This is a genomic window from Streptomyces sp. CY-1, assembly GCF_047218265.1.
Lineage (GTDB): Bacteria > Actinomycetota > Actinomycetes > Streptomycetales > Streptomycetaceae > Streptomyces > Streptomyces niphimycinicus.
The window spans coordinates 4,148,802-4,166,087 of sequence record NZ_CP178393.1 but is presented as its reverse complement, the minus strand read 5'-3'; the positions used below and the strand labels follow the sequence as shown (position 1 = coordinate 4,166,087).

General features: G+C 70.9%; 11 protein-coding genes and 1 pseudogene. 2 read left to right on the top strand and 10 right to left on the bottom strand.

Annotation, left to right across the window (positions count from 1 at the left end; all coding sequences use genetic code 11):
• Window positions 1–128: 128 nt before the first annotated feature.
• From ACK1X7_RS18095 to ACK1X7_RS18060, 8 genes are all read right to left on the bottom strand, one after another.
• Window positions 129–1,148, bottom strand: coding sequence for a glutamate ABC transporter substrate-binding protein (locus ACK1X7_RS18095; RefSeq protein ID WP_385145430.1), 1,020 nt, complete (start codon window positions 1,146–1,148; stop codon window positions 129–131).
• 20 nt (window positions 1,149–1,168) lie between these two features.
• Complete coding sequence (locus ACK1X7_RS18090) at window positions 1,169–2,578, bottom strand: hypothetical protein (protein WP_385145432.1); 1,410 nt, start codon at window positions 2,576–2,578, stop codon at window positions 1,169–1,171.
• A 134-nt stretch (window positions 2,579–2,712) separates the two neighbouring features.
• Entirely contained in the window at window positions 2,713–3,726 is a 1,014-nt protein-coding gene (locus tag ACK1X7_RS18085) for an N-acetylglucosamine kinase (RefSeq protein WP_385145434.1), read from the bottom strand.
• 77 nt (window positions 3,727–3,803) lie between these two features.
• Window positions 3,804–5,066: a 6-phospho-beta-glucosidase gene (locus ACK1X7_RS18080; RefSeq protein WP_385145436.1), complete on the bottom strand. Its 1,263-nt coding sequence runs from the start codon at window positions 5,064–5,066 to the stop codon at window positions 3,804–3,806.
• Window positions 5,063–5,968, bottom strand: a complete 906-nt coding sequence (locus ACK1X7_RS18075) for a carbohydrate ABC transporter permease (RefSeq protein WP_385145438.1) — start codon at window positions 5,966–5,968, stop codon at window positions 5,063–5,065. The genes ACK1X7_RS18080 and ACK1X7_RS18075 overlap by 4 nt, the downstream gene beginning before the upstream one ends.
• Window positions 5,969–5,983: 15 nt before the next feature.
• Complete coding sequence (locus tag ACK1X7_RS18070; RefSeq protein WP_216344950.1) at window positions 5,984–6,937, bottom strand: carbohydrate ABC transporter permease; 954 nt, start codon at window positions 6,935–6,937, stop codon at window positions 5,984–5,986.
• A gap of 11 nt (window positions 6,938–6,948) precedes the next feature.
• The gene (locus tag ACK1X7_RS18065; RefSeq protein ID WP_385145440.1) at window positions 6,949–8,277 is read right to left on the bottom strand and encodes an extracellular solute-binding protein; all 1,329 of its coding nucleotides are present in this window, start codon (window positions 8,275–8,277) and stop codon (window positions 6,949–6,951) included.
• Window positions 8,278–8,377: 100 nt separating this feature from the next.
• The gene (locus tag ACK1X7_RS18060; protein ID WP_413115347.1) at window positions 8,378–9,613 is read right to left on the bottom strand and encodes an ROK family transcriptional regulator; all 1,236 of its coding nucleotides are present in this window, start codon (window positions 9,611–9,613) and stop codon (window positions 8,378–8,380) included.
• Window positions 9,614–9,911: 298 nt separating this feature from the next.
• Between ACK1X7_RS18060 and ACK1X7_RS18055 the strand changes: the two are divergent.
• Window positions 9,912–11,838, top strand: a pseudogene (locus ACK1X7_RS18055) (S53 family peptidase).
• 101 nt (window positions 11,839–11,939) lie between these two features.
• On the opposite strand, the gene ACK1X7_RS18050 reads toward ACK1X7_RS18055, so the two are convergent.
• Window positions 11,940–13,028, bottom strand: a complete 1,089-nt coding sequence (locus ACK1X7_RS18050) for a mechanosensitive ion channel family protein (protein WP_390793186.1) — start codon at window positions 13,026–13,028, stop codon at window positions 11,940–11,942.
• A gap of 451 nt (window positions 13,029–13,479) precedes the next feature.
• Here ACK1X7_RS18050 and ACK1X7_RS18045 point away from each other — a divergent pair, with 451 nt between their 5' ends.
• Window positions 13,480–14,016 carry an HNH endonuclease gene (locus ACK1X7_RS18045; protein WP_256650851.1) on the top strand — a complete coding sequence of 179 codons (537 nt, stop codon included), beginning with the start codon at window positions 13,480–13,482 and terminating at the stop codon, window positions 14,014–14,016.
• 240 nt (window positions 14,017–14,256) lie between these two features.
• Here the strand turns inward: ACK1X7_RS18045 and ACK1X7_RS18040 are convergent, their stop codons facing one another.
• Entirely contained in the window at window positions 14,257–17,244 is a 2,988-nt protein-coding gene (locus ACK1X7_RS18040) for a beta-N-acetylglucosaminidase domain-containing protein (protein WP_390793380.1), read from the bottom strand.
• Between the last annotated feature and the right edge of the window lie 42 nt (window positions 17,245–17,286).

The following is a 17,286-nucleotide window of genomic DNA, read 5'->3' as shown; positions in this document are numbered from 1 at the left end:
CGATCACCTCTCCATGTCCGTAACCATTGTGTGATCCGTTTGTAGCGTCATCCCTACGCGTGTGAGGCGGGTGCTAATCCTTGCCGGTCCGTGATCCTTGCACGTGCCCGATGTGTCCGGGTCCGGCGCTAGTCCTTGTATACGGGTGCGGGTGGTGCCGGATTCTCCTGTGCCGTGCTGAAGTCCTTGGCGAGCCACTTCTGGTAAGCCCGCATCCAGGGGCTGCCGGCACCGCCCTGGCGGTAGTTCTCCAGAACCTTGTTGACCCGGCGTACCAGGTCGTCGTCGTCCTTGTTCATCGCCACGCCGTAGAGCTCATCGGTGAATCGTGAGCCGACCAGCTTGACGGAGGGGTCCTGGGCCGCCTGGCCGGCCGCCAGCGCATTGTCGGTGATCACCGCGTCCACCTCGCCGAGTTGCAGCCTGACCAGGCAATCCAACTGGTTGGGAACGGGCTTGACCTTGATCGCGCCCAGATGCTCGGCCCCGGTGTCCGGCTTGTCCAGCTCGGCCTCGGCGGTGGAACCCTGTGCGGTGCAGACCTTCTTGCCGCGCAGGGTCTTGTTGTAGCCGGTGATGGACGAGTCGTCGGCGACCAGCACCTGCTGCCCGGCCTGGAAGTACGCGGTGGAGAACGCGACGTCCTTGATCCGGTCGCAGTTGATGGTCATGGTGCGCACCACGACGTCCACCTTGCCCTGTTGCAGGGCCTTGATGCGCTGACTGGTGGGGATGGTGCGGAAGATGACCGCGTCCGGATCGCCGAATATGTCCTCGGCTATGGCGTGCACCAGGTCGATGTCGAACCCGGTGAGGTCGCCGGTGGCCGGATCGCGGTATCCCCAGCGGTAGCTGTTCTGGTCGACGCCGGCGATCAGCTTGTTGAGCTTATGGCCGTTGACCTCACGGTTCTTGATGCGTTTGATGGCCGGGCCGCTGGCGCTTGACGGGCGCAGGCTCGCCTCGGGGTCGCGGCAACTGTCCGTCGCGGCCTCGGCCTCGGCGCCGGCCCGCATCGTCTGCGGGCGCTGCGCGCCGCCCTTGCTGGCGCCGTCGCCGCCGTCGTCCATCATCGCCGGCACCGCGATGGCCGTGGCCACGCCCAGGGCGCATACCGTCACCGCGGCGGCCGATCGCAGCGATCGCATGCTTCCGCCCCCCATCGTCCTCATCGGTACTCCGACAGTCTGCGGCCTATGCCCAGCACCGCGCCCGCGGCGCCCAGCACGGCCAGCACCCCGGCGCCCAGCGCCATCGCGGTGAACGCGCCGCGTCCGTCGTCGGCGGCCTGCTGGAACTCCCGCTGCTCATGGTCGAGGGCCTTGGCCAACTGGCTGTCCACCGCGTCGAAGGACTCGCCGGTGCTGTCCTTGGCGCCGATGACCTTGGTCAGCGCCGTCTTGTAGTCGCCCCCGTCATCGGCGGCGCGGGCGGCCTTGTGCCGCACCTGCCACTCCTTGACCCGGTCGGCGGCCTTCTCCAGCGGCTCGCGGCCCGCGTCGTCGTCCGCGAGGGCGCGCGCCTTGTCCAGCAGGCTGCCGTCCGCGGGACCGCCGCCGGACGACTTCCCCACGAGCGCGGACATCTGCGAGCCGTAGCTGACCTCGTAGGCGTCCTTGCCCTTGTTGGCACCGTCCTCGTCGACGACGACCGCGCCGCGCGCCACCAGGGTCAGATTCTCATCGGCGCGGGCCCGCAGGGAGTCGATCCGCGCCTCGTTGAGCACCTGGAGGGACTTCGCCCCGTGGTCATTGGAGTCGCTCAGCTCGGTGCTGGCGACCGCATGGCCGACCACCAGCCACAGCATCACCACCGTGGAGGCGGCCGTGGCGGCGAGCATGCCGTGGTTGAGCACCCGGTTCGTCCGCTGGTAGTGGCGGCGCTGGGCCCATCCCAGCGCGCCCAGGGTGACCAGGCCGGTGCCGATCGCCACCCACGGCCATGCCTCGGCGTCCTCGTAGTCATCCCCGAGACGGGCGGTCTCGGCCTGGTAGAGCCTGCCCGCGGCGGGCAGCAGCCGGGTGCGCATGGTGTCGTTGGCATAGCGCAGATAGGCGCCGCCCAGCGGCAGCCCCTGGCGGTTGTTGGCGCGCGCGGAGTCGACCAGGCCGGTGTAGACCGGCAGGAGCTGGTTGATCTTCCGTATCTCGTCGCGGGCGGAGGCCGAGCCCCCGGTATTGGCGGCGGCGCTCACCAGCAGCTTGGAGGCGGTGTCGATGTCCCGCACATACCGCCGGCGGACCTGGGCGGGCTCCTGGCCGCCCGCCAGGAAGCCACGGGTCGCCGTGGTGTCCGCGTCGGCCAGGGAGCGGTAGATCTGCGCCGCGTCGGCGCTCAGCGGCTGGCTGCGCTCGGCCACGGCGTCCGCCGCGGTCTGCCGGTCGGAGACCTGCCAGGCCGTGACCGCGCCGAACGCGACCACCAGCGCGGCCAGTACCGCTCCGATGACGCGCAGCCGGCCGGGCTCGGTCGTCGCCGCCGCCCGCGCCCGGTCGAGGCCCTCACGCCACGCGGTCCGCGGCGGGGCCGCGGGCGCCGGCGGCGGCGCGGCTCTGCCGGTGGTCGGCGGGTATGACACAAGACCTCCCCCTTGGCCCGGATTCCGTAGTTGGTGTCGCGGTCGGTGTCGCAGCAGTATGGACCGCGGCGCCAGGAGAGGTCACCGGTCGAGCCTGGATCTTGTTCGGATCGCGATCTTCCCTCCCCTTTTCATTACGCTTCGGACGGACTTTCGGTTCCACTTTCCGTGTCATCGGCCGGGGCGTAGTGCGCGCGCAACCGGGCGTACGCCGCTTCCGGCGCGCCGGTGCGGTCCAGGCCCAGCAGCGCGGCACCCAGCACCGGCGGTGCGGTGACCACCCGCGGCTCGGCCTTCGGGGCGCGCTCCGCCAGCAGTTCGCGGACCCGGTCGTCCAGCAGCGGATGGCGGGCCGCGAGCACCCCGCCGCCCAGCACCACCGGTGTCTCCTCGCCCAGCAGATCGAGGCGGCCGAGGGCCACCGTGGCCATGGTCACCACCTCCTCCGCCTGGCGGTCGACGATCGCCCGGGCGATCTCGTCGCCGGCGTCGGCCACCGCAAAGAGCACCGGCGTCAGCTCATGCCGCCGGGCCGGGTCCAGCCGGCCCAGATGCAGCGCCTCGATCAACTCGTACATGGTGGTCAGGCCGAACCGCGCGGGCAGGGCGCGGGCCAGCTCGGTCGGCTCGCCGCGGCCGTCCTCCGCACGTGCCGCCCACCACAGCGCCTCCTCCGACAGATAGCCGCCACCGCCCCAGTCGCCGGAGATCCGGCCGATGGCGGGGAAGCGGGCCACCCGGCCGCCGTGACCGATCCCGGCGCAGTTGATGCCCGCGCCGCAGACCACGGAGACGCCGGTCGGCTCGCCGTCGTCGCCGACCCCGGCCCGCAGCAGGGCGAAGGTGTCGTTGGCGACCGTGACGGTGGCGCCCCAGCCGCGATCGGCCAGTACGCCCGTCAACTCCTCCTCCTCGCTGGGCAGGTCGGCGTTGGCCAGGCATGCCGAGATATGCCCCGCGTGCGGTGGACCGGACCCGCCCGCCTGCCGCGCGGCCTCCTCCACCAGGGGCGCGAGCGAGCCGACCGCGGCCTCGGCGCCCACGACGGGCGGCCGGAAGCCGCCGCCGCGGGCAGCGCCGAGGACGGAGCCGTCCGGGCCGACGAGCGCGACATCGGTCTTGCTGTTGCCCGCGTCGATCGCCAGCACCGACCGCTCCGGCGCGGACGCGGAGGAGGCGGAGGAAGGAGACGAAGGGGAAGGAGAGGGGGTCGATACGGACTGGGTCAGGCCCACGCCAGATGCTCCCGGTTGTGCGCGATGAGGTCGTCGGTCAGCTTCTCGGCGTATTCGATCTGGCCGATGAGGGGGTGGGACAGCAGCGCCTGGAAGACCCGCTCCCGGCCGCCCTTCAACGCCGCTTCCAGCGCCAGGTGTTCGTACGCCGTGACATTGGCGACCAGACCGGCGAACAGGGGCTCGAGGGGGCGTACGGGCAGGGGCTTCGCGCCCTGCGCGTTGACGGTCGCCGGGACCTCGATCACCGCGTCGTCGGGCAGGAAGGGCAGCGTGCCGTCGTTGAGCGTATTGACGATCCGCACCTCACCGGTGTCGCCCAGCAGGGACGAGGTGAGATCGACCGCCGCCTCCGAGTAGAACGCCCCGCCGCGCTTGCCGAGCAGCTCGGGCTTCTCGTCCAGCGTCGGATCGCCGTACATCTCCAGCAGTTGCCGCTCGATCGCCGCGACCTCCGCCGCCCGGGACGGCTTGCTGCGCAGCTCCCTGACCACCGCGTCGTGCTGGTAGAAGTAGCGCAGATAGTAGGAGGGGACGACGCCGAGCCGGTCCACCAGCGTGCGCGGCATCCGCAGATCCTCGGCGATCGCCTCGCCGTGCTCCGCGAGCAGCTTGGGCAGCACATCCTCGCCGTCGGGGCCGCCGATGCGCACCGCGCGCTCCCAGGTGAGGTGGTTCAGGCCCACATGCTCCAGCGTCACCTCGCCGGGGGTCACGCCCAGCAGCTTCGCGAACTTCCGCTGGAAGCCGATGGCGACATTGCACAGGCCGACCGCCCGGTGCCCGGAGGTGAGCAGCGCCCGGGTCACGATCCCGACCGGGTTGGTGAAGTCCACGATCCAGGCGTCGGGGTTGCGGCGGCGCACCCGCTCGGCGATGTCCAGCACCACCGGGACGGTGCGCAGCGCCTTGGCCAGCCCGCCCGCGCCGGTGGTCTCCTGTCCGACACAGCCGCACTCCAGCGGCCAGGTCTCGTCCTGGTTCCGGGCGGCCTGACCGCCGACCCGCAGTTGCAGCAGGACCGCGTCCGCGCCGTCCACGCCCGCGTCCAGGTCGTCGGTCCACGAAATGGTGCCCGGGTGGCCCTGCTTGGCGAAGATCCTGCGCGCCAGCCCGCCGACCAGCTCCAGCCGGTCGGCGGCCGGGTCGACCAGGACGAGTTCCTCCAGCGGGAGCGCGTCCCGCAACCGGGCGAATCCGTCGATGAGTTCGGGGGTGTAGGTGGATCCGCCCCCCACGACTGCGAGCTTCAACCCTTGACTCCTGTCAGTGTGACGCCTTCGACGAAGGCTTTCTGAGCGAAGAAGAAGACGATGATGACGGGGGCCATGACGAGCAGAGTCGCGGCCATCGTCAGATTCCAGTTGACGCTGTGCGCGCTCTTGAAGCTCTCCAGGCCGTAACTGAGCGTCCAGGCGCCCGGATTCTGCGCGGCGTAGATCTGCGGGCCGAAGTAGTCGTTCCAGCAGTAGAAGAACTGGAAGAGCGCGACGGCGGCGATCCCCGGCTTGGCCATCGGGACCACGATGCGCAGCAGCGTGCCGAGTTCACCGCTGCCGTCGACCTTCGCCGATTCCAGGTACTCCCGGGGAATCGTCAGCAGGAACTGGCGCAGCAGAAAGATGGAGTACGCGTCGCCGAACGCCATCGGAATGATCAGCGGCCACAGCGAACCCGACAGATGAAGCTGCTGGGCCCAGACCAGATACATCGGGATCACGATCACCTGCGGCGGCAGCATCATCGTGGAGATGACCATGATCATGGCGGTGCGGCGGCCGCGGAAGCGGAATTTGGCGAGGGCGTAGGCCACCGGAACGGAGGAACAGACCGTGAACAGGGTGCCGAGCCCGGCGTACATCAGCGAATTGCGCCACCAGTCCAGAAAGCCCGGAGTGTTGAAGACATCGGCGTAATTCGACCAGTTCCATTCGGTGGGCCACAGATCGCCGCTCAGCGCCTGGTCATCGCTCATCACCGAGGTCAGGAAGACGAAGACGAAGGGCAGGATGAAGAAGAGCGCGGCGGCGATGGCGACCGTGTGCACGGCGATCCAGTGCAGCGCCGCGCGGCGGCGGGCGGCGGGGGCGGGGGAGCGGCCGGCGGTGGGCCGCGCGGGCGCGGACGGCGCGGAGAGGGCGGTGGTGACGGTCATGGCGGATCGGTCCTCTCAGTCCTCGGCCGACAGCAGTCCGGCACGCTTGCGCATCAGCAGCGTCGTCACGGCCATCGCGATCGCGAACAGCACGAGCGAGAGCACACAGGCGGCTCCGGTGTTGAAGTTCTGGAAGCCGAGCGAGTAGACGAGCTGCGGCACGGTGAGCGTGGAGTGGTCGGGATAGCCGGGCTGGATGACCGATCCGGGCCCGACGCTGACCCCGGAGGCGAGCTTTCCGGCGACCAGCGCCTGGGTGTAGTACTGCATGGTCTGAACGACGCCCGTCACGACCGCGAACATCACGATCGGGGTGATCGACGGCCAGGTCACATAGCGGAACTTGTGGAGCGCCCCGGCCCCGTCGAGCTCGGCCGCCTCGTACTGCTCCTTGGGCACATCCAGCAGGGCCGCCATGAAGATGACCATGAGATCCCCGATGCCCCACAGGGAGAGCAGGACGAGGGACGGCTTGGCCCAGGCCGGGTCGTTGAACCAGTTCGGCGCGTGGATCCCGATATTCCCGAGGATGTCGTTCACCGGGCCGGTACCGGGATTGAGCAGAAAGACGAAGGCGACGGTGGCCGCCACCGGAGGGGCGAGATACGGCAGATAGAAGGCGGTGCGGAAGAATCCCACCCCGGACTTGATTTTGGTGACCAGCAGCCCGATGCCCAGGCCGAAGACGACCCGCAGCGCGACCATGACCACGACCAGCCAGAGCGTATTCCACAACGCCGGTCCGAACAGCGGCATCTGCTCCAGCACATAACGCCAGTTGCGCAGCCCCACGAAGGTCGGGGCCTCGATCTGGTTGTAGTGCATGAACGAGAAGTAGACGGTGGCGAGCAGCGGATAGCCGAAGAAGACGGTGAAGCCGACCAGCCAGGGGGAGAGAAAACCGAGGGTGCGCAGCCGCTCTCGCCGTGCTTTGCGGCGCAGCGCGGGGGCGTTCGTCAAGGTGGCCATATCGCACTCCGTCAGTTCTGTGCCTGGAGATTGTCGGCGTCTATCTCGTCATCGAGTTTCCGTAGCCCCGCGTCCAGATCGTGCACCTTGCCCGCCTCGACGCCGTAGGAGAAGTCCTGTAGCGAGGTGACGTACTGACCGCCGTTGATCGAGGGCGGCAGGGCGGTGCTGTAGCGGTTCTGCGCGATATCGAGGAAGGCCCGGAAGGTGGGATCCGAGTCCAGTTTCGGGGAGGTGAGCGCCGCCTTGGTGGACGGCACATTGTGAATGGCGTTGGCGAAGGCGACCACCTGATCGGTGTCGGCGGTCAGGAACTTCACCAGCTCCCAGGCGGCGTTCTGGTGGGTGCTGGAGTGCGCGATGCCGACCACGGTGCCGGTGAGATAGCCCCGGCCATAGGTTTCGGGCCGGTCGTCGGGCACGGGCAGCGGAGCGGTGCCCCATTTGAACTTCGCGCCCTTCATGAAGAGCCCGCGCCATTCGCCGTCCATATGCATGGCGAGCTTTCCGGTGAGAAAGGCGTTCTGGGACGACATCTCATCGCCGAAGGAGGTGCGGAACGTCTCCAGTGGGCCATAGCCGCCCTGGCTCCGGGTCAGCTCCCGGGTGGTGGCGTAGAACTCCTTGGCCGCCTTCTCCTTCGCCAGCCGCGCCTTGCCGTCCTTGCCGAAATAGGACGGGCCCCACTGGGCGAAGAGCCGGTCCGGGCTGTTCTGGTAGAGCCGGAAATTGGGCATGAACCCGACCCGCTCATAGCCGCCGCTCTTGGTGCGCTTGGTCAGCTTGACGGCGTCGCGCCGCAGCTCCGACATGGTGCGCGGCGGCCGCTTGATGCCCGCTTCCGCGAAGGCGTCCTTGTTGTAGTACATGCCGTACGCGTCGGCGAGCAGCGGGAGGGCGCACTGGTCACCCTCGTAGCTCGTGTAGTCCAGCAGCGTTTTCGGGAAGACCTTGGCCTTGTCCAGCCCGGTCTTCCTCATGAACGGATTGAGGTCCACCCACATCCCGGACGAGCAGTATTGCCCCACATTGTTGGTGGTGAAGGACGAGACCACATCGGGGGCATCGCTTCCGCCGGCCCGCAGCGCCTGGTTCACGGTGGCGTCGGTGACATTCCCGGTCGCCTTCACCTTGATATTGGGGTGGAGCTTCTCGAACCGGGCAATGCCGGCATCGATTGCCTTGACCTCGTTCTTCTCCGACCAGCCGTGCCAGAACTTCAGCGTGACGGGTTTGGTCGGATCGTCCTCGGCGCTGCCGGTGCTGGGATTGGCACAGCCCGTCAGAAGGAGGGCGCCGGCGCTCAGCACCGACGCGAGAGCGGCCAGTTTTCGTGGCATGGGGGACTTCCTTTACTGCGGTACGGGGGGACGGCAGGGGGAAGCGGCGGTGCGGGCGCCGATGATGAACGAGGGCGTGCGGGGAGAGTGGGGCGGTGAATCAGGCGTCGAATCGGGCGGTGTCGAAAACGGTCTGACGGGCATCGGCGACCGCCGTCCGCAGCGCGCCGATGAGAATCGGATCCCCCTCGATCTCGCTGATCCGCAACTGCGGGCGGGGCAGTGCGAGACCGGTCATCTCGGCCTCGACAAGCTGACGCAGGCGCTCCCCGCCGGCCTGGGCGACCTCACCCGAAAGGACGACCAGCTCCGGGTCGACCACGGCGACGACGGAGGCCAGCCCGCTGGCCAGCCGGCGGGCCAGCTCGGTCAGCACCTCGTCGCCCGCGCCGGGGGTGCGCAGCGCGGCGGCGAGCGCCTTGGTGGCCGTGGGCGCGTCGATCCCGTGATCGCGGGCCAGCTCCACGACGGCGGGCGAGCCGACCAGCATCTGGAACCCCCCGCCCCCGTCCGGCCGGGCGGCGGCGTCCGGTCCACCCCGGGCCAGTGGGGCGCCCGGCAGCGGCATATAGCCGATCTCCCCGGCCCCGCCGGTGGCGCCGCGCAGCAGGGTGCCGCCGAGCACGATGGCCGCGCCGACCCCCTCATCGGCCCAGACCAGCGCGAAGTCGTCGAAGTCCTGGGCGGTGCCATGGTGCTGTTCGGCGATGGCGGCGAGGTTGACGTCGTTCTCGATGACGATCGGGGTGTGCAGCACCTCGGCCAGCTCGTCCCGCAGGGTGCGGGACTGCCAGCCGGGCAGATGCGGGGCGTAGCGCAGCTTCCCGGTGCGCGGGTCGAGCGCGCCGGGGGTGCCGATCACGGTGGAATGGAGATCGTCGCGGCCGAGCCCGGCGGCGGCCAGCGCGCCGTCCACCGTCTCGGCGACCAGCTCTCCGGTCCGGTTGGTGAGGGTCTCGTCGGTCGCCGGGGCGGTCACCCGGTGCTCACCGGCCACCTGGCCGGTGATGTCGGCGACGGCGGCGGTGATGCCCTCCTGGTCGACCGCGAGCGCGGCCACATGGGCGGCTGCCGGATCGATCTCGTAGAGCTGCGCGTTGGGCCCCGGCCGTCCGGTGACATTCCCGGTCGTGCGGACCAGACCGACGGACTCCAGGCGGGTCAGCAACTGGGAGGCGGTGGGCTTGGACAGCCCGGTCAGCTCCCCGAGCCGGGTCCGGGTGAGCGGCCCGTGCGCGGCCAGCAGCTCCAGTGCGGCGCGGTCGTTCATGGCGCGGAGGACGCGGGGGGTTCCGGGCGTGCCGCCCTGCGTGCTGCTGCCGGTTGGTGCGGCCATGTGCTGCCCCCGTCCTCACTCTGTTAAGAAAGTTTCCTATTGATGAACAGCAAGCTAGGGGGCGGACCGGGGTGGCGTCAATGGGTGATGGGTGGGCTTTCCTTGGCGGGTTCTTGGCGAAGAGATGGATCTCGCATGTACCTGGCATGGACAAGTCACCGTAAGAGTGGCCTCCGGTGGGGTGGCTGTGATCGTCGGCCCCCACCGGAATGCGACTACTCGTATCGCAGGGGGTTTGGTGAGATCTTCTTCTTCCCGGAAGCGCGCGGCCCGTTCCAGACAGCGCACGGCCTGGGGGCTGGCGGCGGCGCTGCCGTTGGTGGCCGGTGCGCTGGCACTGGGCATACCCACGGCCCAGGCCGACTCCGCACCACACGGCCGTGACACCCTGAGCGGCACCAAGCCCACCTGGGCGACGGTGCGTTCGGACCGCGGCGCCACCGATGACGGCAATAAGGTCACCGCCCGCGTCTACCTCGCCGGACGGGACGCCAAGGGGCTGGCCGACTACGCGAAGGCCGTCTCCGACCCCTCCTCGCCGCACTACGGCAGGCATCTCTCGGCCCGGCAGACCCAGGCACGTTTCGGAGCGACACGGCAACAGAAGGACGCCGTGACCGCCTGGTTGAGGGGCGCCGGGCTCGACGTCACCGGCGGCAACCAGCACTATCTGTCCGTCACCGGCGAAGTCGCCGCCGCCGAGCGGGCGTTCGGCACCCAGCTCCACAACTACACCAAGGACGGCACGGTCTACCGGGCGCCGTCGAGCGCGGCCACCGTGCCCGCCTCGCTCCATGGCGCCGTGCTGACCGTCGTCGGCCTGGACAACGCGCCCAAGCGGGCCAAGCACGACGAGACTCTCCCGCCCCCCCGGACCGGTCTTCAAGAACGCCGGGCCGTTCTCCACCTCCTACGGCTCCCGGACCAACCGGAGCCTGCCGTCGGCGTACGGCGCCAAGCAGCCGTACGCGATCAAGGGGTACACCGGCAGGCAACTGCGCGCCGCCTACGGTGCCAAGAGCCGTAACACCGGTAAGGGCGTCACCGTCGCCATCACCGACGCCTTCGCCTCGCCGACGATCGCCGCGGACGCCGCCAAGTACGCCCAGCGCAACGGCGATCCGGCCTACCGCAAGGGCCAGCTCACGCAGGTGCTGCCGGCCGACTACCGGAACACCGAGGAGTGCGACGCGGGCGGCTGGTACGGCGAGGAGACCCTCGACGTCGAGGCGGTGCACGCGGTGGCGCCCGCGGCCGACATCGTCTACGTCGGCGGAGCCTCCTGCACTGACGACGATCTGCTCGACTCGCTCGCCAAGGTCGTCGACAACCGGCTGGCCGACATCGTCTCCAACTCCTGGGGCGATGTGGAGGCCAACGAGACGCCGGACGTGGCCGCCGCCTACGACCAGATCTTCCAGCAGGGCGCGGTCGAGGGCATCGGCTTCTACTTCTCCTCCGGTGACAACGGCGACAACGTGGCCTCCACCGGCACCAAGCAGGTCGACACCCCGGCCAACTCGGCGTGGGTGACGGCGGTCGGCGGTACCTCCCTGGCCGTCGGCAAGGGCGACACGTACCAGTGGGAGACCGGCTGGGGCACCACCAAGGCCAACCTCTCGGCCGACGGCACCAACTGGGACGCGCTGCCCGGTGGGTACACCTCCGGCGCCGGCGGTGGCACCAGCAAGACCGTCGCCCAGCCCTTCTACCAGCGCGGAGTGGTGCCGGACTCGCTCGCCTTGGCCAACGGCGGCACCGCCAGGCAGCGGGTGACCCCGGACGTCGCGGCCGTGGCCGACCCCAACACCGGCTTCCTGGTGGGCCAGACGCAGAGCTTCCCGGACGGATCGCTCCAGTACGGCGAGTACCGCATCGGTGGCACCTCGCTGGCCGCGCCCGTGATCGCCGGTGTCCAGGCGCTCGCCCAGCAGGCGCGTGGCGGCCAGCCGATCGGCTTCGCCAACCCGTCGCTGTACGACCGGTACGGCACCGCCTCGTACCACGATGTGACCGACCACCCGCTGGGCGCCGGTGTCTCGCTGGGCGTGGTCCGGGTCGACTACGTCAACAGCCACGACGACTCCGACGGGCTGGTGACCTCGCTGCGCAGCCTCGGCCGGGACAGCTCGCTGCACGCGGTCGTGGGCTACGACGATGTGACCGGCGTGGGCACCCCCGCGGCCGGCTACCTCGGCTCGTTCGGCGGACACCACCGCGGCTGAGCCGGGCCTGAGCGCCTTACGGTTCCCATCGGGCTCCCGTCCCTCCGAGGGGCGGGAGCCCTGGCGTGTCCGCCGCGCCTGCTTCCGGGTGTGCGGCGCGCCTACTTCTGCGCGGGCGGCGGCACCGTCGCGGAGGGAGTGGCGGGGGAGGAGAGCGGGCTGGCCGCCGTGGACTGCGGCGAGTCCGGGTTGGACAGCGCCGACGGCGCCGCCGTGGTGGCCGAAGGATCGACGCCCTCGGTCTGAAGCTCCGGGTCCAGGGGCCGGCCGACGAGCTGAATGCCCGCCTCGTTCAGCGCCTTCTTGATCCGCCAGCGCAGCTCCCGCTCGACCCCGAGCGACTTGCCGGGCATGGTCCGCGCCGACACCCGGACGATCATCGAGTCCAGATAGACCGCGTCGAGCCCCAGGACCTCGATCGGCTCCCACAGCCGCTCGTTCCACGGCTCGTCCTTGGCCATGTCCACACCGACCTGCGTGATCACGGAGCGGACGTGGTCCAGATCCTCCTCGGCCCGGACCTGGACGTCGAGCGCGGCCGTCGCCCAGCCCTGGCTGAGGTTGCCGATCCGCTTGACCTCGCCGTTGCGCACGTACCAGATCTCGCCGTTGTCCCCGCGCAGCTTGGTGACGCGCAGCCCGACCTCGATCACCTCGCCCGAGGCCACCCCGGCGTCGACCGTGTCGCCGACCCCGTACTGATCCTCGAGGATCATGAAGACACCGGAGAGGAAGTCGGTGACCAGATTGCGGGCGCCGAAACCGATCGCCACACCCGCGACCCCGGCACTGGCCAGCAGCGGCGCCAGATTGATCTGCAACGCGGAGAGGATCATCAGCGCCGCGGTGCCCATGATCATGAACGAGGCGACGGAGCGCAGCACCGAGCCGATCGCCGCGGACCGCTGTCGCCGCCGCTCCACATTGACCAGCAACCCGCCGAGCGCGGTGCCGTCGACGGCCTGGGCCGTGCGGTTCATGCGCTCTATCAGCTTGGTGATCGCCCGCCGGACGACGGACCGGAGCACGAAGGCGATGATCAGGATCAGAGCTATGCGCAGGCCGATGCCGAGCCAGGTGGACCAGTTCTCCTCCACCCAGCCCGCGGCGTTCGTGGCGCTCTTCTGCGCATCGTCGAGAGTCGTGGGACGAGGCGTCGAGTCTGCGGCCAGAGCAGCGGACCAGAACACAGCAGAAACCCTTCGTATGCGACATGCCCGCACGGATCACCCGCGCGCGCAACCCCTGACACAGTAGCCGGGCGCGAGACGCGCCGTTCCTGTGTTCGAGAGCGCGCGAGCGTGCTCAGGGGGCGCGTATGAGCGGGGTCGGAGGCCGCAATTCCACCTTCTGCCCCGGTCGGGGCCGGGCGGCGGCACCGCTCGGACGGTCCCGTGATTCTTGCCACTCCGTCGGGTGCCCCTGGCTCGCCCACCCCGCGGGCGAGGGCGCCGTAAGGCCGTCGGGACGGTGGTCAAGGGGCCGCCGCCCCTACCGCGCGCGGGCGGTATACGCGCGGTACGCGGAAATGCCTCTCAACCGTTAACCCGGTGATAGTGGCGTTCCGGCCAGGGTTCAGGGGAAACTGGGGGAGATCGTCCCGGCGCGAGCCACGCGCCGCCGGCGTACAAGGAGGCCCCCGTGCCGCATGTCCTGGTCCTCAACGCGTCGTACGAGCCCCTCGGCGTCGTACCGCTCCGCCGCGCGCTCGTACTCGTCCTCAATGACAAGGCCGTCAGCCTCGAGGACTCAGGCGCCCTGATGCACAGCGCTACCCGCGCGATCCCCGCACCCAGCGTCGTCCGGCTGAAGCGCTTTGTGAGGGTGCCCTTTCGCGGCCCCGTCCCGCTCACCCGCCGCGCGCTGTTCGCCCGCGACGGCGGTCGATGCGCGTACTGCGGTGGCGTCGCAACCAGCGTCGATCACGTCATCCCGCGCAGCCGTGGCGGGCAGCACACCTGGGAAAACGTGGTCGCCGCGTGCCGTCGCTGCAACCATGTCAAAGCGGACCGCCATGTCGCCGAGATCGGCTGGCGGCTGCGCCATCAACCCGCGCCGCCTTCGGGGCTCGCGTGGCGGATCATCGGCACGGGGCATAGGGACCCGCGCTGGCTGCCATACCTTCAGGCATACGGCGCGGAAGACGCCATGGCCCGGATCGACGGCAAATCTGCCTGAGACCCGGGTCCTGTTTTTTTTGAGGCTCGGTTCGCCTCCGGGGCGCATAAGTCGCTGTCGACGGTCGACCGTGCTCGGCCCCTTCGCTCCTCAGGGGCCTGCGCGCCCTCCCTTTCGACAGCGACGCGCCCCTTCGGCTCGCCCCCAGCTACCGCTGGGAGGTGCCCCCGGCCGGAAGAACCAAGGGCCGGAAGCTCCCGGTGCCCGGCCGGGCACCGGGGAGCCGAAGCGGAGCGGGCCCTAGTCCTTCTGGACCGCGTAGGCGGCGACCGACCAGAGGGAGTAGCCGAAGCGGGTGGCGCGCTCGACGCCCTGGACGCGGATGAAGCGCGTGCCCGGCGCGTCCATGCCGATCGACTCCCGCCCGCCCTTCCCATGGGCGACCGTCGCCGCGTCGCGCCAGGTGCGGCCGTCCCCGGAGACCTGGACGCGGTAGCGGGCGGCGTAGGCGTCCTGCCAGTTCAGCTCGAGGCGGCCGATCCGGGCCGGGTGGGCCAGCTCCAGTTGGAGCCAGGCGCCGTCCTCGGGCGGGGAGGACCAGCGGGTGTCCGCCTTGCCGTCGATCGCGGCGGACGCCGGGAGATCGGCGGTCTCGTCGCCGGACGAGGTCGCCTTGGTGCCCTCCGCACGCGCCAGGTCCGGGCCGTCGGCGCGCGGGAACGCCCTTACGGTCAGCATGCGCTCCTCCGTTCCGAAGCGGACCGGAACGGAGTAGCTGCCCGCCTTGGTGCCCTGGGCCACCGATATCTCCAAACGGGCGGTCACCGCGCCGCCGCGCGGGGCCGTCACCCCGCCGGGGGCGCGGACGGTGATGCCGTGCGGCGCCTTCACCGTAAGGTCGCCGTTCACATCGCCCGGGCGGTGGGAGACCAGTTGGGCCTCGACGACGGCCGCGCCGCCGCCTATCTCCGCGTCCGCCGTCCTGTGGGACAGCGTGAGCTCGGCGTCCGGGGTGTCGCCGAACCAGGGGGTGATCTCGTGCACGGCGGGCGGGGTGGTGCCGGTCGGCCAGCTCAGCCGGATCGCGTCCGCCAGCAGGTCCTTGTCCCCGTCCGCCGCCCTGACCTGGGTGAAGCCGCTGCCCGAGAGCGCGCCGAGGCTGCGCCAGCCCTTACCGGGGACATGCGCCTCGACGGTGCCCGGTGAGCCGTCCTGGACCCGGGCGGTGAGTGCGGAGACGGCGGAGAGCGGACGGCCGCGGCCGAAGCGCACGGTGACCGGGCGACCGGGCGAGGCGACCTCCGTGGCCGCCTTACCGTCGGCCGCCGCGTGGTCGTCCTTGCCGGTCCGCAGCCCCTGCTTCGGGGTCCGGTCCACGCCCGACCAGGCGTCCGCCCGCGTCAGGGCCTTGGCGAGGAAGGGGTCGAGGACGCCCTTGCCGACCGTGACCCGGCTGTCCCCGATCTTCTCGCGCAGCGCCTCCACCGCGAGCCGGGCCTTCCAGGCGGCCGCTCCGTCGCCGCGTGCCTGGGCGGTGAGCATGTCCACGGCCCGCACGCCCGCGTCGCCGTACCGGCCAAGCTGGTCCAGCCAGGGCCGCACATCGTCGCCCAGCATGCGGGACAGCCGCTCGGGGGCGTCACGCATGGTCCGGAAGGCGTCGCGCAGCCGGTCCCCGGACCGCTCCAGCCGCCCCACGTCCGTACCGGCCAGGGCCGTCCAGAACGCGTCGAAGAGCGGGCGCAGATACGCGGACTCGTCGCCGCCGAGCATCGAGGAGGCGTCGTTCCCGGCGAGGGCGCGCAGGGCGGCGCGGGTCTTGCCGTCGGGGCCCGCGAGGTCGTCGATGGCCGCCTGCCAGGACTCCTGGGGGCGGTAGCCGCGCGGGTTCCAGGCGAAGTCGGCGGCGGTGAACAGCGGGATCCGGGAGGCGGTCGGCTGCTCCATGGCGTTGGCCAGCAGCGCCGCGGACTGGGTGGCCACCGCCGGGTCGCGGCCGGTGTACGGGCCGAGGAAGATCCGGTCCTGCGCCCAGTCGTTGACCGGGTAGTTGTCCATGGTGACCAGGCGGTGGCCGAACGCCGACCGGGCACCGGCCAGCTCACCGCCGGTGATGGTCCTGGGTACCACCCCCACCCCGGTCCAGGCGACGTCCACGCCGTCGTCGAGCGCACCGGACAGCGCGCGCCGGAACTCGGTGTCGCCGTCCTGGAAGTACTCGGTCGGCAGCAGGGACAGCGGGGCCGAGCCGGGGTAGCGGCCGGCCAGATGGCGGGCGAGGGCGCCTGCCACCTTGGCCTGTGCGGTGGCGGCGGCCTCCGGGCCGGAGCCGAAGGTGTCGGCGTCGGCGCCGCAGTGCCACTCGCTGTAGCTGACGTCCTGGAACTGCAACTGGAAGGAGCGCACCCCGAGCGCCCACATGGCGTCGACCTTGCGCAGCAGCGCCTTGAGGTCCTTCGAGGACGAGAAGCACATCTCCTGGCCGGGGGAGACTGCCCAGCCGAGGGTGACGTGGTTGGCCCGGGCGCGGGTGGCCAGCTCGCGGAACTCCTCGCGCCGCTCGGCGGGGTAGGGGTCGCGCCAGCGGGCCTGCCGGTAAGGGTCGTCGCCGGGCGCGTAGAGATAGCGGTTCTGCTTGGTGCGGCCCATGAAGTCGAGCTGGGCCAGCCGGTCGCGGTGCGACCACGGGGAGCCGTAGAAGCCCTCGGTCGTGCCCCTTACGGCCGTCCCGGGCCAGTCGCGGACGGTCACCCCGGCGACGGCGGAGCCCTTGCCCTCCCGCTTCACCAGGAGCTGGCGCAGGGTCTGGACGGCGTGGAAGAGACCGTCGGGGCCGACGCCGGACAGCGCGACCGTGGGCCGCCCCTCCACCGGGCCGGTGGCCAGGAGATAGCCGCCGGACGGGAGGTCGCCGCGCTCGGGCGCGCGCAGGGCGCGCAGCGCGCTGTTCGCGCCCCGGCCGCCCACCTGCACCACCAGTCCGCGCGTCGGAGCCTTGCCGCCGGGTGTGGCCTCGTTGACGGTGCGCACCCCCGCGTCGTGCAGCAGGCCGCGCAGCGCGTCCAGGGCGTACGGATCGGCGTCGCCGTCGGCTATGAGGGTGGCCTCGTCCCCCAGGGCCAGCTCCGGCCCGTGTGCCCGCAGCGACTGAGGGCGCGGCCATACGGGCGGTATGCCGTCGCTGCTCTCGCGCTCCGGTGTGGAGGCGCCCGGGGAGCCGTGCTCCACCGGTGCGGCGGCGGCCGTGGTGGCGCCGCCGAGCAGCCCGCCGATGACCGCGGCGGCCATGGCCGTCGCCCCCGCGGCCCTGGGCCTCTTCCCCCCGAACTG